Origin of the sequence: Agrobacterium sp. LAD9, assembly GCF_003031125.1 — a bacterium.
GTDB lineage: Bacteria > Pseudomonadota > Alphaproteobacteria > Rhizobiales > Rhizobiaceae > Agrobacterium > Agrobacterium radiobacter.
Map to the genome: position 1 here is coordinate 12,295 of NZ_PHGS01000031.1, position 23,566 is coordinate 35,860.

Below are 23,566 nucleotides of genomic sequence, written 5' to 3' on the forward strand. Positions count from 1 at the left end.
GCCAGTCAAAGCCACCATCAAAGGGATCACCATGACCAAGACCATGAAAGCAGCCATCCTCACTCGCTTCGGTGGCCCGGAATCGTTCGAACTTTCCGACGTGCCGAAGCCAGGTCCCCAGGCGGGACAAGTCCTGGTTCGCGTCCATGCCACGTCCGTCAACCCCTTGGATTATCAGGTTCGGCGCGGCGACTATTGTGACTATGTGCCATTGCCGGCCATTACGGGGCATGACGTGTCGGGCGTTATCGAAGCCGTGGGAACGGGCGTGACGATGTTCTCGGTTGGAGACGAAGTTTGGTACACGCCGCAAATATTCGATGGTCCGGGAAGTTACGCCGAGTACCACGTTGCAAACGAGAATATCATTGGAAGGAAGCCCGGCGCGCTCAGCCATCTGGAAGCCGCCAGCCTCAGCCTGGTCGGCGGAACAGCCTGGGAAGCTCTTGTCTCGCGTGCTGCCCTCAGGGTGGGAGAAAGCATCCTGATCCATGGTGGCGCGGGAGGGGTAGGGCACGTGGCCATCCAGGTCGCGAAAGCCATCGGCGCGAAGGTCTTCACGACCGTGCGCGAAGAAAACTTCGAGTTTGCGCGAAGTGTCGGGGCAGATGTCGTTATCGACTACATGAAAGAGGATTATGTCGACGCCATCATGCGGGAAACCGAAGGCCTTGGGGTAGACGTCGTGTTTGACACACTCGGCGGCGACACATTGTCCCGCAGCCCGAAGGTGCTCGCGCAACTTGGTCGCGTTATCTCGATCGTGGACATTGCACAGCCGCAGAACCTCATTGAGGCATGGGGTAAGAACGCGAGCTACCACTTCGTCTTCACGAGGCAGAACCAAGGCAAGCTTGACGAGCTGAGCACACTGGTGGAACGCGGTCAGCTGCGGCCGCACGTAGGCGCCGTCTATTCGCTCGCCGACCTTCCGCGTGCCCATGCGCTGCTCGAGAAACCCAATAACGGTTTGCGGGGCAAGATCGCCATCGCCATTGGCCCGTCGGCCGACACAAAGGTGCAACCATGATTTATGAGATCGCCGTGCTGCCCGTCTATGAGGACAAGATCAGAGAGTTCAGGCAGGCGTTCGAGAGCGTTGTTCCTCTGCTCACGCGTGCGCAGGGTTACCGTGGTCACGTTCTGGCTCGGGGGATCGAAACGCCGAAGGTCTTCAACCTAATCGTGCTATGGCGCTCGCTTGAGGATCACACTCCAGCTTTCGAAGCGAGCGAGGACCATGAGGAGTTCATGAGAGGCATACAGGCATATTTCTCGGAGGAACCGACGGTCTATCATCTCGAGGGCGGCGCCCTAGCCGCAAACGATTAAGACAAAGGCGAGGTCGCTGCCTGACACGAGCGACCTCTGCCATGTCAAAAATATAGAGCGGGTGCCAGATAACCTATGCATCTCTGGCTTGATATCGCTCTGCGCGAACATCGCTGCCGGGATCCGGCCTATCTTTGACTTTTCGCGTATCAGTGGGGTGAATAGCATTGCTGGCGAGGCCCATTGAATGGTTGGAAGGTGTTGTCGAAGCTGCGGTAAGAGCGGTATCGCGCGAAACACCAGCTGACGTGCCGATCGCCGTGTAAGTCACGCTGAGGCAACGCGTAATGGGGTTGCTGGGACTGAGCGATAGCGCCACCAATTATGGCGCCAGCTGCAAGACCTCCGCGAACCGCTGCGGCATTGGAACTGTTGTGACGCCGGTGATGCTGCCAAGGGCGATGATAGCTTGGGCGTTGATGCCCATAATGGCCATTCCAATTGTGTCTGTTGGGCCGCCACCTTCGGTCGCCATTCCATTGAACGTTCTCGACGGTGTAGCGAGTGTCCGGGTTCGAGGGGACAAAAACCGGGGCCGCCTGACCGGGGATTGCAGTGGAGAAAGCAGTTATCACTGCGATCAAAAATGTCGCTATCTTCTTCATCTTCTAATCCTTTAATGAGGCGGAATATTTGTTCGAAACGGAGGCATACTCGGGCGAGGATGCGGTCGTCCGATGCGCGAACTCCGCGCGTCAATCGGCAAAGAACCCGGGGTCGAGTTTTCCGAGTATGGAATAAGCAGTTGCGATGCGAGCGGAGTTTGGCCAGAACCGATTCGCAAGGATTACAATTCCGGTCCCGCGCTCAGGCTGAAAGAGAGCATAAGCTCCGAACCCGCCCGTCGAGCCTGTTTTTGATACGGTGGCAACCATCTCCGCCGGCACATGCAAGCTGGGAGGTTCAATCTGATTGGCCTTCATGACGAAATCGGGATCGACCCCCTGAAGTAGGTCGACGCGTCGAGCTGGAGCGCGATAGAGTTCCCAACCCAAGCCCTGATACATCCGACGAACTTGGTAGACCGGCGAGCGAGCCGCGATCAAAGCGGCTTTTAACGAGCCTTCGAATCGATTGGGATTGCCCGACGCCTCAACAAAACCAAGCAGGTCGGCCGCGGTTGTCTTGATGCCGTAAGCCTCATCGTCGAATACGCCGGGATTGACCCGTACCGGTGCATTGGAGCTCGTGTAGCCTTGCGCATACGAGGTAAAGCGATTTTTAGGGACCGAAAGGAAGGTATGCGACAAGTTCAGCGGCTTAATCACCTTTTCATCAAGGAGCGAAGCAAAGGGAGCGCCGACGCTCTTTGCCGCGAGATAGCCAGACAGTCCGATGGAAGTATTCGAATAAAGGCGACTGGTGCCGATTTCGGTGGTCGGAATGAAGCTCTTATAGAAGCTTATGAAATTTTGCTCGTTGACTTCGGCAGGGAACTGGAGTGGCAGCCCTCCCGCCACGTAAGTGTGAAGTTCGAGGAGTGAAGCGGCTCCGGGATTCGATTAGATGCGGTTTCCGTGAAGTGGGCGCATCATTGGTGAGAGGCTTGAGGGCAAACGTCTCGAGACCGGCCTTCATCAGCCGGCGGCCGCTCCAGTAGATCGGTTTCGATCAGTTCAGCCTCCCACCGAACTCGAAACTAGTCCCGCCGTCTCTCTCTTTTCATGCGCTCATGCTGCCGGCGCGCATCTTCTGCCATGATCTGGCTTAGCCTGGCTTCCTCGAGGGTGCGCAATTGCGCGTCGTCACGACGCTGCTGCTGCTGTAACATGCATCCGGTATGAGATGATGATCCGTATCGCGCGCCCATTCCAGAGCAGGTGTCGAGGTCGGCGTAGCGCTCCTGTTCCGGCGTCTGGCAGCCGGTGAGAATAAGGAGGCCTGCGAACACCGTTGCGACTGATAAGCGTCGCATAAAAACGTGATCCGGGGAGGCTTTGCTCATTTGATGTACCTTCTTTCTCGATAAGTTCATTCGGTTGCGAGAGCGAAGCGCGTTCCCGCCGGACGCTTATGGATTTTCACAGTTACGCAGAAATTACGTGAGTGCCGGACCAAGCCGGCTCTCACCGTTGACTCCGACGTAACGTCATAGTTTAGGCAGTGTGTCGATATTGTCTCAGTGTGGGCGGCCCGTTAGGTATCGCGGTCCGTCGACGATGTGAGGTTCGACATGACTGCTCCTGATCTCATCCCGATTGAAACGCTGTTTGGAACGCCAGAATTTTCGCGCGCGCAGATTTCTCCCGATGGCCGGGTGGTGGCCTATCTAGCGCCCTGGCGTGGGCGGTTGAACATCTGGGTGCGGCCTATCGGACAAGGCGCGGCGCGGCGATTGACGGGTGATGACACGCGCAATATCGACGGCTTTAGTTGGACGCCTGATGCTCGCTACATTCTCTTCGTGCAGAACAGCCGGGGCGACGAGAACTGGCACCTTCATCGCGTAGAGGTGGACGGGGCAGAGACGGTTTGCGGGAAGGCGCGAACCGTCGACTTGACGCCCTTTCCAGGCGTGCGGGTGATGGGTCTTGACTTTTCCGCCGCGCTTCCAGGCAAGGCTTTCGTGCAGATGAACCTCAGAAGTCCGGGCCTGATCGACCTATACGAGGTCAATATCGAAAATGGCGAAATCAGGATCGCTGCAGAAAGTCCTAATCGCTTCGTACGCTGGATCGTTACACCGAACAGTCCGATGCATGCCTTCATCATCGACGACGCCGGTGACCACGAACTGGCTCGCTACGAGAATGGGGTTTTCATTACGTTGGCCAGACTTAAGGGGCGTGACCAGCCAATCGGGCCGATGCCGCTGATGGTTGCGGCGGATGGAAAGAGCATCTTCGTCGGCTGCAATACGGGGAGCGACCACACCTATCTTGCCGCCATCGACCTTGCGACGGGCAGGCAAAGGGTAATCGACAGCCAACCCGATTGCAGCCTCGATACGCCGCGACCTGAGGCCGATCCGCGCTTTCCGTCCAGCCTGATCACCAATCCTGTGACAGGCGAGCTGCTGGGACTACGGTACCTTGGCAAAAGACAGAAGATACGGCCGCTGAACCCGCATTTTGCCGCCGTGCTAGATAGCTTACAGCGGCTGTCAACCGGGGAAATAGGACACATTTCCTGCGATGTCGGTGGGGGAAAATGGGTGATCGAATTTTGGGATGACCGACATCCCGGCACGACATGGTTTTACGAACATGAGAGCGGCGAAGCGTATGTGCTTGGCGAGCGATTTTCAGAGCTCTCAGCCGAGCGGCTGGCGAGCGTACGACCCATCGATGTGACGTCGCGCGACGGATTGACGTTGCCGTGCCATGTCACTCTGCCCGTCGGGTTCGATGCCAGGAATGAGCCGTGTGCGCTGCCGACCGTGCTTCTGGTACATGGCGGGCCGTGGTATCGCGATGCCTGCATTTATGATCCGGAAGTGCAGTTCCTCGCCAACCGCGGCTATGCCGTGCTGCAGGTGAATTTTCGCGGCTCGACCGGCTACGGCAAAGCGTTCATGCAAGCCGCGATCGGGGAGTTCTCCGGCCGTATGCATGACGACCTGATCGACGGGCTCGACTGGCTAATTGGGCAGGGTATCGCTGACCCGGCGCGGGTGGCGATCTACGGTTGTTCCTATGGCGGTTATGCCGCGCTGGTGGGCGCCAGCTTTACGCCCGAGCGCTTCGCTGCCGCTATCGACTATTCCGGCATGTCCGATCTCCGCGTGCTTGTGGATGGGGCCGTCCCATTCGTGCGGCCTGCGCTGATCAACACCTACCTTACTTACATGGGCGATCCAGACATCGAGATGCAGAACCGCGACATGCTTGCGCGCTCGCCGGCAAGCCGGCTTAATTGCATCTATAAACCGCTTTTGGTGGTCCACGGCGCGAACGACGTACGTGTCGCACAGGCACAGGCGGATCTGGTGGTGGAAACGGTACGCGCCAATGGAGTGGAGGTTGACTATCTTCTGAACGAGCGCGAAGGGCACTGGTTCATCAATGAGGATAGCAATATTGAGCTTTACCAAAGGATCGAGCGCTTTCTGGCAAGGCATTTGAGGGGCGAGCACTGAGGGGGGCTCATGCACAGCAAGGAGATCGCAGGACTGGCGGGCGTGAGTATCCGCACGCTGCGGCACTACCACCAGATCGGACTTTTGCCGGAGCCGCCAAGGACGAATAATGGATATCGCATTTACGGCCTGCCGCATCTGATCCGGCTGCTGCGTATCGTTCGATTGACCGCGCTCGGTATTTCGCTCTCGCAAATCCCAACGCTTCTCGACGATCATACCGGGATGAGCATAGGCAGTTTAGAGGCTCTTCATGACGGGCTGACGCGGCAGATCGAACTTCTCGAGCATCAACGCCGAATTGTGGCAGCGTTGCGCGACGGCAAAGGACCGCCCGACATGGCGCCGGAATTCGCCGCGTCGTTGGTGGCGCTGGAGGCGGGACGAGAGCCTGTAGCCGTGCGAGCCGGTCGAGAGCAATTTGTACTCCTGTCACACCTTTTGGATAAAGAGCAGCGCGCAGAACTGGCCCGGCTCTACGACCAACTGGCAGATCTCGAACATGGTGCTACCGTAAGAGAGCTGGGGCATCGTTTCGATGCGTTGGGGCCAAGTAGCAGCGACAACGAGATTTCAGCGCTTGCCGACGATTACATCGCACATCTCGGGTCATGGATGAGAGACTTCGACAACGCTCTAAGCAGAAGTGGGAAACAGCAAGCAGCAGCGCTGCTCTGGCTTCATGCCCTCGATAGTACGAACAATCAGCAGAAACGATTACTGACGGAAATAAGAAGGGGGCTGGCATCCAGCCGCTGATCGCCGTTTTGGGCTGGTCAACTCGCAAGATGATTGACCGATTGCGGTGGGCAGGCGCACTAAATTTTGGCGGTTTGCCGTTCCCAAACATCATCACGCCATATTCTAAACTCTTGGTTATGGCCGGAGAAGATTATAACCAAGAGCAATATCATGGATATCAACGTTGCTTTGAAAGCTTTTATCCGCACCGTCGAGAAGGGTTCGATTACGGCTGCGGCACGGGACCTCGGGGTAACGCAGCCGGCGGTTACTAAGCATATCTCGAACCTGGAACGGCACGTCCAAGCCAGGCTTCTGGAGCGCTCGTCGAAAATCGTTCGCCCGACGGCGCATGGGCTCGAATTGTACGAGGCCAGCCGCGTTGCGATCGCATCGATTGACGCGGCGCTGGAGGGCGTTCGCATCAACACAGGTGAGATTGAAGGCAATCTGAGAATTCACGCCCCATCTTGCATTGGTGTTGGCCATCTCGAACGGATAGTCGGGGAATTTCAGGATGAGCATTGCGGGATTTCCGTCGAACTGGCTCTCGACGAGCGCACAATCGACTTGGTCTATGATAACTTCGATTTGTCGCTTCACTACGGAAAAATCGAGGATCAGGAGGTCATCGCACGCCGCATTGGGTGGGTGGAGCGATTTCTCGTCGCGTCCCCTCGTTACCTGAAACAGGTGGGGGGGATCGAAGACACACAACGGCTTTCGGAGCTTGACGTCATCGGTACCCCGAAGATGCTCGCTCAGCGCAGCACCATTTCCCTGTTGGGGCCAGGCGGGCGCGCTGAGGACGTCGTCGTCAGGCCAATACTCACAACGAACAATGCGCATGTCATGATTGCAGCACTTTTACGTGGTCGCGGCGTTGGACTGGTGCAGAAGAACCTCGTATCGGAGTTGCTGGCCGGCGGCGAACTTGTAAGGGTGCTGCCCGAATATTGGCTCCGATCTACCGAAGCTTTCCTTGCTTATCCGTCCACAAAGTTTATGCGACCGGTCGTTAGAGCATTTACGGACTTCGTCATGCCGCGCCTCAGAACCATTGAAGGAATCTCCGCGGAGCAGCGGTAGCGGTCACGACATAGCCAACGGTTATGAGGGCTATCACTCATGCAGATATGGAATGTTCGGTCGGCGGGGGGGTACTGTGCGATTCAAGCAATGTATGCCAGGCCCAACCCGAAGGTCAGTTTCCATAATGCAGAATCCAAATAGTTTCATATCTCGCCGTACGTTTGTACTCGGCTCTCTGGCGGCGCCGGGAATACTCGGCGGATGCACAACAGTGCAAGAAAGATCGGCCTCAAACTCGCCTCAGCGAATTACCGATCCAATGCCTTCACCGATCGACCCGGAACTCGCTTCCCGTTACGCTGCATTTGAAGACGGCGGACATTTCGTTCCCGCAGTTCCTTTTGAGCGAATGAACCCGGAATATCTCAGGCAGCGCGTTGCTGACCCGACCGGCGAAGCGCCGGGAACTGTTGTCGTCGATACGCCAAGGCGATTTCTCTATTTGGTGGAAAATGGCGGAAGCGCGTTGCGATACGGCGTTGGCATCGGGCGGGACGGATTTTCGTGGGAGGGGAACGGATATATCCACTGGCGTCAGCATTGGCCAAGATGGAAGCCGCCGAGCGAGATGATTGCCCGGCAACCCGAACTGGAAAAATACTCTGTTGCGAACGGAGGGATGGATCCTGGTCTCCGTAACCCGCTAGGCGCTCGCGCCCTTTATATTTTCCAGAACGGAGAGGATACGCTGTATCGTCTCCACGGCAACCCCGAATGGCAATCCATCGGCAAAGCTGTTTCATCCGGCTGCGTCCGCCTCATGAACCAGGACATCGTTGATCTTTACGACCGTGTTCCTTTCCATGCGCCAATCGTCGTGCATCAGACGCCGATGGCCGTGTGATGCCAAATTGAACGTTCCGCGTTCTGAGCTGCTTGGCGGCGATACGGATGGCCGCCTAATAGTACTGCCGGGCAAGATCGCTGCAGATGTTTTCTGAAGCGAGCCACACGTGGGGAAACGCGGCGAGCAGACCGTTTCTCAGCCATTGCTGTGCCGGGTGCCCGTCATTGCGACGATGCCAGGACAGCACGAATGGGATCGGGTTCAGGGGGAGCGGGAAATCGAAGACAGCGAGGCGCTTTGCAAAGCCTGAATGAGCAACCACGCTTTCGACGACGGTCGCAACCATGTCCGATGATGCAACCAATGCCGGCGCGGCATGCATATGGGGAATGGTCACGGCCGCGCGCCTCTTGAAATTCTTCGAAGCCAATGCGGCATCTGCAACATCCAGGCCCTCATTGTCGGGCGCGACCAGGATATGCGTCAGAGACAGAAACGTCTCGGGATCGAAAGGGCGGCCGACGATTGGATGATCCTTCCTCAGGATACAAACAAACCGCTCCTGGAAAAGACGGGCACTCAGGATCCGGCTCGTAGGCGTGGGAGGAATTCCGACGGTCAGATCGACGCCGCCGCTGTCAAGCAGGGAAATCGCGTCATCGCGGCTGCTATAATCCCTGACCTTGATATCAATGCCGGGGGCTTTTTCCTCAAGCAATGACAGGAGGCGCGGCAATATGACTGAACCTGCATGCGCCGAAACGGCAATGGAAAAAGACATGGTTGATTTGCCGGGATCAAAACCCTGCGTGAATTGCAAGGTCCGCTGAATTTCTCGCAGAGCAAGCGAGATAGGTTCGGCGAGTTCTACCGCTCGCGGTGTGGGTTGAAGGCCGGTCGGCCCGCGAACGAACAATTCGTCACGCAGCAGAAATCGCAATCTCGACAAAGCGGCGCTCATGGCCGGCTGGGTCCGGCCAATACGGCTTCCGGCGCGTGTGACATTGCGCTCGGAATTGAGAGCGTCAAAGGCAACGAGAAGATTGAGATCGATCCCATGTAAATTCATGGAATGGATCATTAAGCCCATCCTTCATCAATCTCAAGCATCTTTTCCGTGTCACCGCGAGTGTCCGTTTCCGTCATTCAGCAACCAGCCCGGATATTCGACGGGCAGACGACTGACCGCGTCGAGCTTCGCCATATCGTCATCGTCCAGGTCAATCGATGCGGACCGAACGTTTTCCTGCAATTGCTCGACGCGCTTCGCACCGATGATGACGGTCGAGACGACCCTTTGCTTCAGCAGCCAGGCGATCGCGATTTGCGCCGGGCTGGAGCGGTGTTTCTCCGCGACAGCTTTCAGGACCGCGATCAGGGGCTCTCCCCGGATGCGATCGATGGGTGGAAAATCCAATTCCGTCTGTCGGCCGCCTGCGGCATTGCCACCAGCAGAATACTTTCCGGTGAGATAGCCGCCGGCAAGCGGACTCCAGACCATGAGGCCAACACGTTCCGATGAGAGCAGCGGGCTGATCTCCCGCTCCAGATCGCGTCCGACAAGCGTATAGTATGCCTGCAGCGACGTGACAGGTGCGAGGGCTCTGGCGCGCGTTATCCCGATCGCCTTCATGACCTGCCACGCGGCCCAGTTCGAAAGACCGATGTAGCGAACATCGCCGGCCCGGACGAGTGTGTCGAGCGCCTCCAGCGTTTCCTCGATCGGTGTCGCGGAATCGAATGCGTGGATCTGGTATAGATCGATGTGGTCCAGACCCAGCCGGCCGAGGCTTGCCCGGCATTCGGAGATTATATGTCCCCGAGAAGCGCCGCGATGGTTTGGTCCGTCACCCATGGCGGAGGCGACTTTGGTGGCGATCACGGCATCGCTGCGCGACACTCCAAGGTTCTTCAGCGAACGTCCCAGTATTTCTTCGCTGCGTCCGTGCGCATAGACGTTTGCCGTATCGAACAGGTTTATGCCGGCGTCGAGAGCGGCCTTGACCAGTGCATCGGCATCCCCCTGTCCAAGTCTTCCCACCTTTCCCCATAGTCCGTCAGTTCCGCCGAATGTCATGGCGCCGAAACACAATTCCGACACGAACAACCCGCTTTCACCCAGCTTGCGCATTTGCATGATGTCGTCCTTCTTTTTGAAATTCTCGAGTTTGGCGGGCGGCGGTAGCTTTTGTTGAGCGTATTTCCGCACTGATTGCGTTCACGGCCGGCTCGACATTCGTTGCGAACGCCGAGCCTTTCTGCGGCGCCTTACACGATGTGCTGCCGTTCGCCAGTTCTTGCCGCAAGCTCGACGGCCGCGATCAAACGGCTGTTATGGCGGGCATGGTCGAAACCGGGAGTGGTGTATGTACCGTTCGTCAGATCGCGCCCCAGGGACGCATAGACCTCCCCGACATTGATAGCGGCGCCTGACCAGAATTCGGCCGCAGTCGGACCGACACCGTTGGCGACCGGCCTATCGGGCGCAGCGAATTCCACGCTCGATGAAAGTAAAATGTCTCCGACCTGTACGCCCGCCAGATGATTGCCGGTCAGCTTCAGCCAGCCCTGCGAACCACGGATCTCGAATACAAAACTCGCCTCATCTGCAGGCACGCCCGCCAGAATCTGTACGGATACAGGCGCACCGCTTGCCGTCTTGGCGATCAGATCGAGATGATCCGGAATTTCTCGCTGTGAAGTCTCGCCTGTATCGACGATCTCGATCTCCGGCCAGAGCAACTCCGTGCGCGCATCGACCTCCAAAATGTTGCCGAGCACAGCCTCGATGACGTCCAGCACGTGGCCTGCCGTGATCGTCATGAAGCTGGCGCCAGAAGCGGCCTTGTTGAAATAGTCGTACATGCTCGGAGATTGCGGACCGTAGCCGAATGTGGTTGCGCCGACACGGGCGGACATCAGGCGACCGAGCTTTCCTGACGCGACCAGTTCCGCCGCACGTCGGACGGCAGGATTATGCCGGCCTTGCAGGCCGATCGCGGTATGCAAAGACCCGACTGCTGCGGCCATCTCGTTTGTTTCCGCCAACGTTGCGCCCAGAGGCGCTTCGCAATAGACGGCTTTACCCGCCTGCAAGGCGGCCATCACGAGATCCTTGTGAGCCGGCACCTTCACGGCGACCGTGATGACGTCAATGGTTTCGTCGCTGATCATCGCGTAGGGATCGGCAAACCAGAGTTCTGCGCCGAATGCTTCGGCCGCCGCCTTGGCGCTTTCCTCGCGTCGGGTCGCGACTGCCGCCAGCGTCAGGTGAGTTTGTGACGCCAGGGCTGGCACATGCGATGCGCCTGCCCAACTTGCGTGAGTGTCTGCTCCAATAATACCCACACGAAATTTCTTATCCGACATCTGCAATGCTCCAAATCACGTTACGGAACGCTACCTGCGTCCTGAGCAAGATCTAATCGACCCCGGCACTGCGACGAAATCGATAAGTGGTATGAGCGAACATCCACGCCATGGATATCGGCTAGCGCCCCTGCGGGGACACTGCGACCAAAAGAAGTATTGCCCCGGCTGTAGCTATAGCGCTCAAGACAGCGCGTGCCTGAAACGAAAGGCTCGGAGGGTGCCAAGGCATTCCTGACTGCGGCTTGGTCGCACCGACCGGATCGAAAGGGGCTGCACCGCTAGTGGACACCTCTTTCTCCCGGCGGATTTCCATAAGCTTATGGCGGATACGAATTGCGAGGAGCACAGCCAGATAGGCCGCCGTTAAGAAAGCCAAGACCGCTGCCAAGCGCAAGGCGTTCTGATGGGCAAGGATCCAATCTCGCGAAACAGTCGCGATGCCGTCGATATAGGATCCGAACAAAGCCTGGCCGGTAAGGGCGCCAATCGAATTGATCGCCCCAAACAGCACGATAAAACTCAAGAGTTCTCGGCCGCCTTTCTGCAGCGCGCTCGTGATGCCTAACACCAGTGCCGGCCCGAGAAAGAACATGGCCGCGAATGAGATCACCGCTTGGGACAAATAAAACCAGGGCAGATGCTCAAGGCTCGTGGCGGAGCTGTCGGCAAGTGTCGCGGCAGCTATTGCAGTGACCGCCAGCATCATGGGCATCACCAGTTTTTCGACATTTACCGTGATAGCGCTCACGATCACGCCGGCAACAGCGCTGACAAAGGTGACGATCGAAAGTGCTCTGAGGTGTTCGTCGCTGCCTCCTAGCGCGTTCAGGAACTTGTTTGCAACATTCTGTTCGGCAAGGACGACCCTGGCCATGAGAATTGCAAAAGCAAAGCGGACGATATCAGCGCTCCCGAGCCAGCGCAGGTTGACGAGAGGTGCGGTCCGTACGTTCTCAAGTATCAGCGCGGTGATGATCATCGGAAGCGCGAGCGACAGAAACCAAATGATCCAAGGCGCCTCGAACCATCCTTCCAGTCGTCCGAGCCCCAACACTGCTGCAATTAGAGCGAGGCTACCCCCCAAAAGCAGGAAGGTGAGGAAATCCAAAGGTTCGAATACTCGCTCTCGCTCGGCGGGTGGCAGCCGGAATGTCCCGACGGCGGCGAAAGAGAAAAATGCGAGACTGGCTTCGAACAGAAATATCGACTGCCAATGCGAGCTGATAGACAGCCATGGCGAGATGACGGTCGCAAGAGAGAACGCGCATTGCGAGATGCCAAGGCCAAGTATCAGCCCCCTGACGCGCCAACGGCCCGGAAGGGCCTGCATCACGTAGAACAAAGACAACGGCGTTAACGCCGCCGCAACAAAGCCGCTTGCAGCTCTAACGGCGAGTGTGAGCCAGTGATCTGCGGTCAACAAATAGGTAATGGAGAGGAGAGCATACAGGCCGAGGGCAACCAGCGTGAATACACGCAGACCATACTGCTGGCGGAACTTTATCAGCAGCAGATTGGCAGAAATATTGGTCATGGCATAGGCCGTTGGCAGCCAGGCCGCCTGAACTGAGCTCAACGCCAAGCTCGTTTTTAGCTCCGTAACGTTGACCATGACGAGGGCGTTGCCCAGTCCCCCTGTCAGGCCGACCAGAATTGCGACGAGGGCATAGGCGATCCGCAGCGTCAGGACATGCTCTGGCGTCGCCGGCGACCCCGCGACCACGGGCCTTTCATGCTCGGGAAAGTCCCATGCTTCCTCACGGAAAAAGCTGCGAACACGTTGCGTCAGTCTCATCATCGTACTCTCGTCATTGGTTTGTCGGGATCAATCCGCAGCACCGTAACGCAACCTTGGTGGCCTGAGGCGTTGCTGGTTTTGCAACATAGGGTTCGGGGGATCGTGACTTGTTGCGAGCGGTGCCTCGTTCAAAATCACTGCACATCCGTTGACAGAGCGGACAGGTTTCACCTCTCAACTTCACGAGGGCAGCAAAGATGTTTCAAAGGTCCATCGACAGCATTACAATCACACCGCCTCTCGGCCCCGGCTTTGCGGGCGAGAGACACAAAGCAGCCCTCGTCGTTGCACCGGGAAATTTTTCCGCGACCGACCCGTTCTTCTTGATGGCGGACGATCACGTGACCGGCGAGGGGCAATTCGGTGAGGCCCACCCTCATGCCGGCCTGGAGACCGTCACGTTCATGCTTCACGGCACCATGGAGGATGCCGGCGGACGCCTGGTCGAAGGTGACGTGGAATGGATGACTGCCGGAAGCGGCATCGTGCATTCGGAAGATGCCCAGGTTTCGACAGGGATGCGTCTGTTTCAGCTATGGCTGGTTCTCCCTGAGCGGGACCGCAACATGGCGCCAAGGGTACAGATCCTGAGACGGGATGAAATGCCGGTACACCGCGGCGACGGTTTCGAGGCGACCGTCTACAGCGGTCGTTCGGCAGGGATCATCGCGCCAGCGAAGAACGCCGTGCCGGTGACCTTAGTCGATATCCGCCTTGAGACGGAAGCTGAGTTCGAGCAGGTGTTGCCGTCGTCCTACAATGGTTTCGTCGTGGTCATCGCCGGCGAGATTGAGGCGGGCGCAGGAAGGACAGTTCTCGCCGAGGACAAAGTCGGCTGGACCAGTCCGTTGGCGGTTCACGGCGACAGCTTTATGAGGCTGAAGGCGGGGAAGGACGGTGCTCGGGTGCTTTTGTATGCAGGCCAACCGCAAAACATCCATGTCGTGGCACAAGGCCCATTTATCGCAGGCTCCAAAGAGGAGCTTGCCGGCTACTATGCCACATACCGCCAAGGCAAATTCCCGAATGCCGGCGAGATGCGACCTGTCTGATCTGACTATCAAGCTGCCATGAAGCCACAAAGGGTTTCGTTATCAGCAACCCGACGTTCCGCCATTGCTGTCTTTAGCCGTTCGACAGCATGGATATGTTCGCAAAGAGCAGGCCCGCGAACGGGCTGAGAAAACAAGCCGCTTCACACCGCTCGTCCAAAACTCAAGCGGATCGGATCAAGCCTTTCCGAACATGGATCGCGTGGTCCGTGAGCGGGATCACTCGTCCCGGTATCCGAAATCAGCCCATGGAGGAAAAGATGACCCAATCCGCCACCGCAGCCGTACTGGAAGAAAAAAATGGGCCCTTCATTCTTCGTGAAGTGAAGCTTGAGGCGCCGCGCTCCGACGAAGTGCTCATTCGCATGGTTGCTACGGGTATTTGCGCGACCGATGCGCATGTCAGGCAACAGCTCATGCCAACTCCGCTGCCAGCGATCTTGGGCCATGAAGGCGCCGGCATCGTTGAACGTGTCGGATCGACCGTATCGCATCTCAAGCCCGGCGATCATGTCGTTCTTTCCTACCACTCCTGCGGCCACTGCAAGCCATGCATGTCTTCCCACGCGGCCTACTGCGACCACGTCTGGGAAACGAATTTCGCCGGCGCCAGGCTCGATGGAACGATCGGCGTTGCAGCGCCTGATGGGAACAGGCTCCATGCGCACTTCTTTGGTCAGTCCTCATTCTCCACTCATGCGCTCGCTCATCAGCGCAACGCCGTCAAGGTCCCGGACGATGTTCCGCTCGAACTGCTCGGGCCGCTCGGTTGCGGGTTCCAGACCGGAGCCGGCTCGGTCTTGAAAGCGTTGAAAGTGCCGGTCGGCGCTTCGATCGCGATCTTCGGAGTAGGGGCGGTGGGACTGGCTGCGATCATGGCTGCCAAGGTCGCCGATGCTGCAATCATCATCGCCATCGATGTCAATGCCGAACGGCTGAAGCTCGCTTGCGAACTCGGCGCGACGCATTGCGTCAACCCGCGTGAGCAAACCGATGTAGCCGCGGCGATCAGGGATATCACCTCTCGCGGCGTCGAATACGTCCTCGACACGAGCGGCCGGAAGGAGAACCTCGACGCCGGCATAGGTGCCCTTGCTCCGATGGGGCAGTTCGGTTTCGTCGCCTTCAACGACCATTCGGGCGCGGTTGTCGATGCATCCCGGCTCACGGTAGGGCAAAGCCTCATCGGGATTATCCAGGGCGATGCCATTTCCGGCCTGATGATTCCGGAACTGGTCGGTCTCTATCGAAACGGTCGTTTCCCGTTCGACAGGCTGCTCACCTTCTACGACTTCGCCGACATCAATGAGGCATTTGACGATGTCGCGGCAGGACGCGTGATCAAGGCCGTCCTGCGCTTTCCCCCGCAAGCCGCTTAGCCACCCACCCACTTTTCTTTCGATATCGCAAACATCATGGAGAATTTATCACATGTGCGACCGACACCAGAAGCTGATCAGAGCGACCGACGAGCCTAACTTTTTCGGGATCGACCATTACGGCTTTCCGGAGGCCGGGGAACACCCCGCTGATCCGCCGGGATACTATCCTGAGTATTTCTCTTCCGAACGCTTCCAGCGGCTCGGCTACCATGTCGAGGAGCTTCGGGGCGGTTTCTACTGGGTCACCAGCGGCGGCTATGACGCGGCCTTCGTCGTGACCAGCGACGGTGTCGTCGCCATCGACGCACCGCCGACGATCGGTGAAAACATGCTGGCCGCGATCGAAGACGTCACGGACAAACCGGTAACGCATTTGATCTACAGCCATTGGCACACCGATCACATCGGCGCCGCCTCTGTTTTCGGACCGAATGTCGAGATCGTCGCACACGAAATCACCAGGGAACTGCTCGAGCGGTTTCCCGATCCGAACCGACCAGTGCCTACCGTGACATTCGACAAGGATCATCTGCTTGTCGTCGGCGGGGTGACGCTCGAACTGTCCTACAAAGGCGAGAACCACTGCCCCGGCAACATCTTTATCTATGCGCCAGCCCAAAAGGTGCTGACCGTCATCGACATCGTCAGTCCCGGCAGCGCCACCTTCATGCATTGCGACGCATCGCAGAATATTACCGGCTGGTACGAAGCCCAGAAGCAACTGATGGAATATGACTTCGATTTCCTCGTGGCCGGCCATCACATGAAATACGGGACGCCGGAAACGGTCGCAGCTTCAATCGAGTATTTCCAGGACGTCCTCGACGGAGCACAGGCAGCCGTGGATCGATTCAGCCGGTCGGATGCGCTCGTCAGCATCCTGGAGGGCGCCGGCTGGGACCAGGTTTTTTCCGGGACCGAGAACTGGATCAATTCGATGGCCAATTTTGCCACGAAATATGTCCTCGAAAAGAAAAGTAGCAATGGCCAGCTCTGGTCCGAGCGGCTTGCGGGCGTGACGACCCAGACGAAATACCACGCCTATACCGTGCTGGAGTCGATCCGCCTGGAAAGGCCGCGGCCGAACTACCGCCTGAGGGGTGAAAATCCCCCACCGTTCCTGACCTGAACCGGGATCGTCCTCCGGCACAACTCGAAATCGAGTGGGCATCACCCCGTTGTGTCCGGAGGCCGCCGGTGAGTGCGGGCCGGATCTCGCGCGCCCATGCAACATCAGAAAGGCAAGTCAATGACGACGTTTTCCGCAAGCAACTGGATCGACGGCACCTTTGTCTCGTCTTCCAAACGCGGCCGCTCCATCGATCCGGCGACATATGAGACGATCGGAGATTATCCGGACGATGGCGGAGCGGCCGCGCACTCTGCCATCGAAGCCGCAAAACGCGCATTCCGCGGAACCGCTTGGCGCGACGATGCTGAGCTTCGGGCAAGGGTGCTCGATCAGATGGCATCGGCGATCGAGCGAAATCGCGTACGCCTGATCGACATCCTCTCGCTTGAAAACGGCAAACTGCACGGCGAGGCGGCGCTGGAGATCGACGGTAGTCCGAGCAAGCTTCGATACTGGGCTGCTATGGCGCGTACGGAGGCAGGGCGAGCGACATCGCCCAAGCCCGGCAGCCTCTCCGTGATTCTGCGCCAGCCGATGGGAGTGGCAGGGATCATCGTCCCTTGGAATTCTCCCGTCATATTGTCGGTTCGTTCATTCGCTCCAGCGCTCGCCGCCGGCTGCACGGTCGTCGTCAAGATGCCCGGTCAGACGGCGCAGATCGCCAGTGTTCTAACCAAGGTCCTGGCGGAAGCGACAGACCTGCCGGAAGGCGTCGTGAACATGTTCGTCGAGAGCGGCGCGGACGGCGCTGCCCTTCTGGTTGAAAGTCCCGATGTGCCGACGATCAGCTTCACTGGAAGCACACAAACCGGGCGAACCATCGGGGCTATTGGTGCGAAGAGAATGAAGCGGTTCGGGCTCGAACTCGGCGGCAAGACCCCAATGATCGTGTTTGACGATGCCGACATTGAAGCCATGCTGCCTGTTCTCGAAAAGGCTCTCACCATCTTTGCTGGTCAGTTCTGCATGACCGGCTCACGGCTACTGGTGCAGAGTTCAATCTATGAACTGGTGCGCGACGGCCTCGCCGAAAGGCTGCGTGCTGTCAAAGTCGGGCCGGCATCGGACCCAGCGAGCGATATGGGGCCACTCATTGACAAGGAGAACGTCGCCCGTGTCGACAACGTAGTGAAAGATGCGCTGTCAAATGGTGCAACTGTGGTCGTTCGAGGCGGTCCCGTGCCAGAAGGTCCTTTGGCGAAAGGTGCTTTTTTCCGTCCTTCGATGCTCGAGGTATTCGACAACAGCCTGCCGATCGTGCAGCAGGAAACATTCGGTCCCGTCATAACAATCCAGCGGTTCTCAGATGAGCGGGAAGCCGTCGTGCTGGCAAACGATAACGACTATGGCCTGTCGGCCTCGGTCTGGACGCGGGACCTGGATCGCTCGTTACGGGTCGCACAGGCGCTTGAAGTGGGAAGCGTGTTCGTCAACGACTGGGCCAAGGTGTACGACGGGACGGAGGAGGGTGGCTTCAAGCAATCCGGTCTCGGGAGGCTGAACGGCGTTGCCGCCATCGAGGACTTTATCGAGTATAAGCACATCGCTCTTAAGCCGGGTTTGTTGCGATAAAAGGAGCCAGTTGGTCTTAAGGTGTTCCTCGCGGCCGGGATTACTGGACGTTAAACGGAAATTTGCGTGCGGTCTTGGGACGTAATTCCCACTTAATGTTACCAATCCAGTCTGGCTGACCAATGGAGATATCCGATCAAACCGGTTGGCATCTCCTCGAGTTGGATGCAGCACCCTTCGAAAGGCTAGTAATTTGCAGGACAAGGTCGACGCCGTGAAGCAGGCGGAAAGAACTATGATGGATGCGATACATGCAGCTATCACCCAGGCGGCAAAGGAATCGGAGGCTGCATTTCAGTCACTTGGACCGCGCACCACCACCCACACTTACTTCGCGGACGTCGCCATGCGTCGGCTATTTTTGCACCTGTGTGGTGCTGATGCGGATACGGCCAAGGGTGGTGATCCAGAGCATGCCTGGGACATACTCTATGTGGGGCGCGGTACAGCCCGCTATTGGGAAAAAGAACAAGGAATTCGGTCGAGGCGCCGAAAGGCAGAGAGCCATGCGGAGCTCGAAAGGGAGAGACGCGAGAAATCTGCTCATACGCAAAGCGCTCAGAAGGTCGTAACCGAAACTGCCATTCGCGCGCTGATCGAACATGCGAGCATTTCCGACCCGGACCTGCGTGATCGCCTGCTGGCCACGATTGAAGAGCGGTTCAGCACCGCCGATCCACTTTCGCAAGTTGAGCAGGAATTCGCCGATTTGGCTAAGGTTTCGCTCGCCCGCCTTATCGGAAAAGTGACTTGAAAACCTTCTGCAATACGTTGCAGTTGGCCCCACTCTCCAATGACCGCATCTGGCCTTGCGGTTCTTATCGCAGGTCGTGACCTTTAGAGAACGGCGACAGGATCGCCGCCGGTCGCCTTCTGGGCAAATGACCGTAAAGGCGTGCTATCGTGGCCACTATTAGCAGCGAAACGCTCGGATCCATGGCAGCGCCAAACGCTTTCTGAGGCTCAGGCTCGTCGCTCGAAAGAGTGCCTCGTCTTTAGCATCCCGTCGCCATATCGACCTTGAAGGACCGCAAACGCATCAGATTTCACGTTCGAACTTCTCATACAAGAAGTTCACCAGCGCGCGCACTCGAGCGATACCCGCGCGGGCTGGCGGCATCAATATGTGCAAATCTGCTCCCGCGTGACTATAGCCAGGGACCACCTCTTCGAGGTCGCCGCTGGCGAGCGACTCTTGAACCATGAAGACGGGCAGGACCACGATACCAAGTCCGGCGCGCGCAGCGGAAAGCATCATTTGACCATTGTCTGAGCGGAATTGTGAGTTCACGCGGACTTGTTCCCATCCATCCGGACCTTGAAAACGCCAGCCGAGCGTATCAAAGGAGTAGAGGATCGCGTTATGCGTCGCCAGTTCAGCAGGCTTTGAGGGGCGCCCTCTTGCTTCCAGATAGGAAGGACTGGCGACGACAGCCCAGCGGACCTTTGCAAGCTTCCGCGTAATTAGCACGGAATCAGGGATACTTCCGATCCTTACCGCCAAGTCATACGCCTCGGCTACAAGATCCGGCTGACGATCTTCAAAGCGTACATCAAAGTGAATCCGCGGATGGAGCAGGGCGAACTCTGCCAGCAGTGGAGCGAGACAGAACTCCCCGAAAGCCACGGGAACGGAAACTCTGACCTGACCGGATGCTTCCGTCGTTGACCTCACAACCATTTCCTGCGCGGACTCTAACTCGGCCAGCCCAGAAGCTGCTCGCACATGATACTCGCGGCCAACATCTGTGAGAGCTGTTCCCTTTTGGGAACGTGTGAGGAGTGTTGCACCTAGAAAATTTTCTAGACGACTGATGCGGCGACTGACGATCGATTTGGCAATCCCCAAACGGCTGGCCGCACCCGCGATACTACCGGTTTCAACCACCCGAATGAAAGAGATTAGATCCAAGATCTCAACAGACTCGGGTTCCGCCATTAACAACACCCCCCTCCAGTAATTGCAGCTACTGCAACACTGGGCATGACATATTGTCAAGTTCCCAATTCGCTCTGCGGTCGCACTAATGAACTTCAGCAACATGAGAGGGCCGAGCTGAATTAACGGACCACGCAAGTCCCTGGTGAATATCACCCTCAACCGCCGCGATAGGAGACGAGGTTGATCCGGCATTATGGTCGACTTTGGGAAGGGAGGATGGCCCTCCGCCTCGGAACTCTGCCGCATTAGCCGCCCGAACTTTATCCACGCAGTAAGGGCGTGCCGACGTCGTTCGTAATTCCGCAACGACGGGTTTCACCTAGACGGGCTATTGCGTCGGCGATCCAGGCCTCATGCTTGTTTCGACAGAAAACTAGGAGATTAAATTGGAGCTGCCAAACGAAAAATCCGCTAGCAGCATTATGGTGGCGCAACTTCTTGCAAAACGTCGGACGCAGTATTCACTTGGCAAAAACATCGCGCTTCCCGACGAGGAGATCGATGCACTTATTCGCGAGGCGGTTCGCCTATCACCCTCGGCGTTTAACTCGCAGAGTTCGCGGGTTGTGATCCTGCATCGCGATGAAAATCAAAAACTCTGGGATATTGTGAAGTCGGAGTTAAGTCATATCGTCGAAGGAGAAGCTAAGAAGCACTCCTTTAGAAAGATCGACAGCTTCGCAGCTGGGGCAGGAGCTGTTCTTTTCTTCGAGGACCGGAATGTGATCAGGATCTTACAAGATCAGTGGCCCCTTTACGCTGATCACTTCCCAGATTGGTCAGAGCAAGCCTCTGGAATGGCTCAACTTTCGGTCTGGATCGCGCTCGCGGGCATCGGAATTGGAGCTAGTCTGCAGCATTATAACCCGCTGGTTGACGCAAAGATCAAAAGGCATTGGAACATACCTGAGACCTGGAGATTACGCGCGCAGATGCCGTTCGGCTCCAACGAGGCGCCTTTTCCCGCAAAGACAGTCATCTCCGATAATGACCGTTTTCGAAGCTTCTTTCGCTAGACCTGCGGAAGAAGGACGGATGCCTCTTAGTATATTCATTGGGTTAGGTAAATTGAAGCGTAGATCCAAGGTTCAAATTCCTTCAAGAGCCAATAACTGTTCACAATGGCCAGCGTACGACCGTTCAACTTCATTCTTTGAGATGCATTAGCGCTACTTCGGCAGAATTGATTCTTACTTTGGAGCTTGCGCGTCGCATAGCGAAGTTCCATAAAATGAGTTATGCAATCTAGGATTGCGTGCCCGGCTAGTTTCCCTTAGCAAGGAGCGCCTTTTGACCTGTCCCACCTGACAATTTACGGAGTAAAATATGCAACATTGGCTGGACAAGCTAATCGATCTTGCTGCGCTTCGGGGCGACGAGAATGTTCTCAAGGATGCTCTCACCCATCTTGCCCAACAAGCGGGCTTTTTCGGTTACGCCTATCTCTACATCCGTCCGGGGCACACGATCGCCTCATCAAACTACCCTCCCGAATGGCGGTCGATCTATTTCAAGCGAAAATTCGAGGCCATCGACCCGATCGTAAACCGCGCAAAGTCGCTGAAGCGGGTGTTTACATGGAGCGGAGAGGCTGAAAGGCGGTACCTTTCCAAGGAAGAACGGGCGTTCTTCAGCCAGGCAGCGGATTTCGGGATCCGTTCTGGAATCACCATACCCATCAGAGCTGCCAACGGATCGACTTCCATGTTCACGCTCGCCTCCGATAAACCCGCTGTTGACCTCAAACGCGATATCGATCCTGTCGCCGCCGCCGCCGCTGTTGGGCAGCTTCATACCCGCATGTCCTTATTGCCCCTCACGCCGATTGCACAGCACCCGGCATGGCTCGACCCAAAGGAGGCCGCCTATCTCAACTGGATCTCGGTCGGCAAGACGATGGAAGAAGCTGCCGATTTGGAAGGGGTTAAATACAATTCGGTGAAGAGCAAGCTCGAAGAGACCCGTAAGCGGTTAGAGATCCATACAATGCCGCACCTGGTGGCACTGGCCATCCGAGCCGGGCTCATCTAGGCGCAGTGCTCAGTTGACCGACACCTTCGGGATGTAGCCCAGAAGGCCGACCAGCGTGTTAACCACGCTCATCTGCGCATGCATCTCGATCATCGCTTCGATGTATTCGAGATGCTGCTTGCCACCGACAGATTTCCCCATCTGGTGATCCTCCGGCAACGCCTGGAACAGTTGATCCGCCTTTTCGACGAGCTGCCTGTGCAACCGAATGGCGTTCACCGTCAACGTGTCGATGTCCGAGCTTGGAAGTCCACGCGTGAGCCCTATCACCGGACGAAACTCACATGTGTCCGACACTGTCAAATCTTTCAAATCCATTTGGGATCCAACCCTTAGATATTGTCTGCGGTTCGCCCCCGCAAACGTTAATCCCTGATCCGAAGCCGGGGGTTGGAAACTGTGTCTAGACAGCCCTGCGACCTTTAGCACCGGAGCACCTGGACATACGTCGCAGGCCCACCGGCCAATGGCCAGAGGATTCTGATGCCGCATCGGCCGACACCAACCGCTAGACAGGAGTTTCCACACCCCCGGGCAGCGCGTACTGCCCTGCCCCGCCTTATAAAAGGTCCAGACTGTTTACGCTAGTGCGTTGGAAAAACAATCGCTTTGCAGATCTGCAAAGTGATCCCGATTAGGGCCTTGAACCGATCCCGGAAAGGTCGATCCTGATGCCTGCCGTGTTCGGATCGGTTGCTACCGCGTCGGTCGCGGTTTCCACCGCGCCACGGAGAGCCGAATTTTTATCGGAATTCTCGCGGTCGGTCGTTTCAGACCGAGTCGCCTCCTCCATCCTGCGATCCTCCGCGCGAAACACCGCGATCCCCTCGAAATACCCCGTCTGCCAGGCAATGATCGCATCATCGAAGACCTGTGGCAGGACTTCCTTCGCCGTGGGATTGCCATACCATTTCATGACGATGCGAAACACCTTGGCAAATAGCGCCGTCCCCATGCGGATATTCTCGCAAGGCTCGACCATATCCGACTTCAACTGACCTACCTCGACGATGCCGAGGCCGGCCGGATACTGTGTGATGCCAACGCGAACCGTGTTGCGACCAAGATTGTCGCGGATCAGAGCCAGTGCCTCTTCCGGCGATGTCGGCTTCGGCGCCAGCACCACGCGGCTGCCAGAGCGCACGGTGATGGCGAGAGGGTCCTGCGATCCCGCCTTCGCGATGAACTGCTCAACGATCGCGGGCTTCAGGGAAGGATCGGCGCATTGCTGAATAAGGACGGCATCTAGCATCGT

22 protein-coding genes and 1 pseudogene are annotated in these 23,566 nt (G+C 57.4%); 13 read left to right on the forward strand and 10 right to left on the reverse strand.

Annotated elements, in window-relative coordinates:
* Nucleotides 1–43: 43 nt before the first annotated feature.
* Both DA915_RS27340 and DA915_RS27345 read left to right on the forward strand, forming a co-directional pair.
* Nucleotides 44–1,030 carry a zinc-dependent alcohol dehydrogenase family protein gene (locus tag DA915_RS27340; protein ID WP_107677959.1) on the forward strand — a complete coding sequence of 329 codons (987 nt, stop codon included), beginning with the start codon at nt 44–46 and terminating at the stop codon, nt 1,028–1,030.
* A complete protein-coding gene (locus DA915_RS27345) occupies nt 1,027–1,332 on the forward strand; it encodes an antibiotic biosynthesis monooxygenase (RefSeq protein WP_107677883.1) in 306 nt (101 codons plus the stop codon). Before DA915_RS27340 ends, DA915_RS27345 begins: the two co-directional genes overlap by 4 nt.
* A 149-nt stretch (nt 1,333–1,481) precedes the next feature.
* Here the strand turns inward: DA915_RS27345 and DA915_RS27350 are convergent, their stop codons facing one another.
* The 3 genes and pseudogenes from DA915_RS27350 to DA915_RS27360 form a co-directional block, all read right to left on the reverse strand.
* Nucleotides 1,482–1,937 (reverse strand): BA14K family protein, encoded by a 456-nt coding sequence (locus DA915_RS27350; RefSeq protein WP_107677884.1) that lies wholly within the window; start codon nt 1,935–1,937, stop codon nt 1,482–1,484.
* Between the two features lie 90 nt (nt 1,938–2,027).
* Nucleotides 2,028–2,807: pseudogene (locus tag DA915_RS27355) on the reverse strand (serine hydrolase); the annotation flags it as partial.
* Nucleotides 2,808–2,971: 164 nt separating this feature from the next.
* Complete coding sequence (locus tag DA915_RS27360; protein WP_107677886.1) at nt 2,972–3,277, reverse strand: hypothetical protein; 306 nt, start codon at nt 3,275–3,277, stop codon at nt 2,972–2,974.
* A gap of 228 nt (nt 3,278–3,505) precedes the next feature.
* Here DA915_RS27360 and DA915_RS27365 point away from each other — a divergent pair, with 228 nt between their 5' ends.
* The 4 genes from DA915_RS27365 to DA915_RS27380 all read left to right on the forward strand — a co-directional run bounded on the left by DA915_RS27365 (nt 3,506) and on the right by DA915_RS27380 (nt 8,087).
* Nucleotides 3,506–5,410 carry a S9 family peptidase gene (locus DA915_RS27365; RefSeq protein ID WP_107677887.1) on the forward strand — a complete coding sequence of 635 codons (1,905 nt, stop codon included), beginning with the start codon at nt 3,506–3,508 and terminating at the stop codon, nt 5,408–5,410.
* Between the two features lie 9 nt (nt 5,411–5,419).
* Nucleotides 5,420–6,169, forward strand: coding sequence for a MerR family transcriptional regulator (locus DA915_RS27370; protein WP_107677888.1), 750 nt, complete (start codon nt 5,420–5,422; stop codon nt 6,167–6,169).
* 153 nt (nt 6,170–6,322) lie between these two features.
* Nucleotides 6,323–7,240, forward strand: coding sequence for a LysR family transcriptional regulator (locus tag DA915_RS27375; RefSeq protein WP_107677889.1), 918 nt, complete (start codon nt 6,323–6,325; stop codon nt 7,238–7,240).
* Between the two features lie 127 nt (nt 7,241–7,367).
* The gene (locus DA915_RS27380) at nt 7,368–8,087 is read left to right on the forward strand and encodes a L,D-transpeptidase (protein WP_162743684.1); all 720 of its coding nucleotides are present in this window, start codon (nt 7,368–7,370) and stop codon (nt 8,085–8,087) included.
* 55 nt (nt 8,088–8,142) lie between these two features.
* Here DA915_RS27380 and DA915_RS27385 read toward each other — a convergent pair whose 3' ends face one another.
* The 4 genes from DA915_RS27385 to DA915_RS27400 all read right to left on the reverse strand — a co-directional run bounded on the left by DA915_RS27385 (nt 8,143) and on the right by DA915_RS27400 (nt 13,200).
* Nucleotides 8,143–9,120 (reverse strand): LysR family transcriptional regulator, encoded by a 978-nt coding sequence (locus DA915_RS27385; protein ID WP_107677890.1) that lies wholly within the window; start codon nt 9,118–9,120, stop codon nt 8,143–8,145.
* Nucleotides 9,121–9,150: 30 nt separating this feature from the next.
* A complete protein-coding gene (locus DA915_RS27390) occupies nt 9,151–10,167 on the reverse strand; it encodes an aldo/keto reductase (protein ID WP_107677961.1) in 1,017 nt (338 codons plus the stop codon).
* 131 nt (nt 10,168–10,298) lie between these two features.
* Nucleotides 10,299–11,399: a Gfo/Idh/MocA family protein gene (locus tag DA915_RS27395; RefSeq protein WP_107677891.1), complete on the reverse strand. Its 1,101-nt coding sequence runs from the start codon at nt 11,397–11,399 to the stop codon at nt 10,299–10,301.
* 121 nt (nt 11,400–11,520) lie between these two features.
* A complete protein-coding gene (locus DA915_RS27400; protein WP_192886680.1) occupies nt 11,521–13,200 on the reverse strand; it encodes an MFS transporter in 1,680 nt (559 codons plus the stop codon).
* A gap of 197 nt (nt 13,201–13,397) precedes the next feature.
* On the opposite strand from DA915_RS27400, the gene DA915_RS27405 reads away from it, so the two are divergent.
* The 5 genes from DA915_RS27405 (at nt 13,398) to DA915_RS27425 (ending at nt 19,092) form a co-directional block, all read left to right on the forward strand.
* A complete protein-coding gene (locus DA915_RS27405; protein WP_107677892.1) occupies nt 13,398–14,252 on the forward strand; it encodes a pirin family protein in 855 nt (284 codons plus the stop codon).
* Nucleotides 14,253–14,500: 248 nt separating this feature from the next.
* On the forward strand, nt 14,501–15,631 hold the full coding sequence (locus tag DA915_RS27410; RefSeq protein WP_305765034.1) for an NAD(P)-dependent alcohol dehydrogenase: 1,131 nt from the start codon (nt 14,501–14,503) through the stop codon (nt 15,629–15,631).
* A gap of 52 nt (nt 15,632–15,683) precedes the next feature.
* Nucleotides 15,684–16,763 (forward strand): MBL fold metallo-hydrolase, encoded by a 1,080-nt coding sequence (locus tag DA915_RS27415; protein ID WP_107677893.1) that lies wholly within the window; start codon nt 15,684–15,686, stop codon nt 16,761–16,763.
* A 120-nt stretch (nt 16,764–16,883) separates the two neighbouring features.
* Nucleotides 16,884–18,338: an aldehyde dehydrogenase family protein gene (locus tag DA915_RS27420; RefSeq protein WP_107677894.1), complete on the forward strand. Its 1,455-nt coding sequence runs from the start codon at nt 16,884–16,886 to the stop codon at nt 18,336–18,338.
* Between the two features lie 193 nt (nt 18,339–18,531).
* Nucleotides 18,532–19,092, forward strand: a complete 561-nt coding sequence (locus DA915_RS27425) for a hypothetical protein (RefSeq protein ID WP_244600798.1) — start codon at nt 18,532–18,534, stop codon at nt 19,090–19,092.
* 285 nt (nt 19,093–19,377) lie between these two features.
* Here the strand turns inward: DA915_RS27425 and DA915_RS27430 are convergent, their stop codons facing one another.
* Nucleotides 19,378–20,277 carry a LysR family transcriptional regulator gene (locus tag DA915_RS27430; RefSeq protein ID WP_107677964.1) on the reverse strand — a complete coding sequence of 300 codons (900 nt, stop codon included), beginning with the start codon at nt 20,275–20,277 and terminating at the stop codon, nt 19,378–19,380.
* 425 nt (nt 20,278–20,702) lie between these two features.
* Here DA915_RS27430 and DA915_RS27435 point away from each other — a divergent pair, with 425 nt between their 5' ends.
* Both DA915_RS27435 and traR read left to right on the forward strand, forming a co-directional pair.
* Nucleotides 20,703–21,296 (forward strand): nitroreductase family protein, encoded by a 594-nt coding sequence (locus tag DA915_RS27435; RefSeq protein ID WP_107677965.1) that lies wholly within the window; start codon nt 20,703–20,705, stop codon nt 21,294–21,296.
* Nucleotides 21,297–21,606: 310 nt separating this feature from the next.
* Nucleotides 21,607–22,311: a transcriptional regulator TraR gene (gene traR / locus DA915_RS27440; RefSeq protein ID WP_003508828.1), complete on the forward strand. Its 705-nt coding sequence runs from the start codon at nt 21,607–21,609 to the stop codon at nt 22,309–22,311.
* A gap of 9 nt (nt 22,312–22,320) precedes the next feature.
* Here traR and DA915_RS27445 read toward each other — a convergent pair whose 3' ends face one another.
* Nucleotides 22,321–22,629 (reverse strand): transcriptional repressor TraM, encoded by a 309-nt coding sequence (locus DA915_RS27445; protein WP_003508826.1) that lies wholly within the window; start codon nt 22,627–22,629, stop codon nt 22,321–22,323.
* 316 nt (nt 22,630–22,945) lie between these two features.
* The gene (locus DA915_RS27450; RefSeq protein WP_107677895.1) at nt 22,946–23,563 is read right to left on the reverse strand and encodes a TraH family protein; all 618 of its coding nucleotides are present in this window, start codon (nt 23,561–23,563) and stop codon (nt 22,946–22,948) included.
* Nucleotides 23,564–23,566 lie beyond the last annotated feature (3 nt).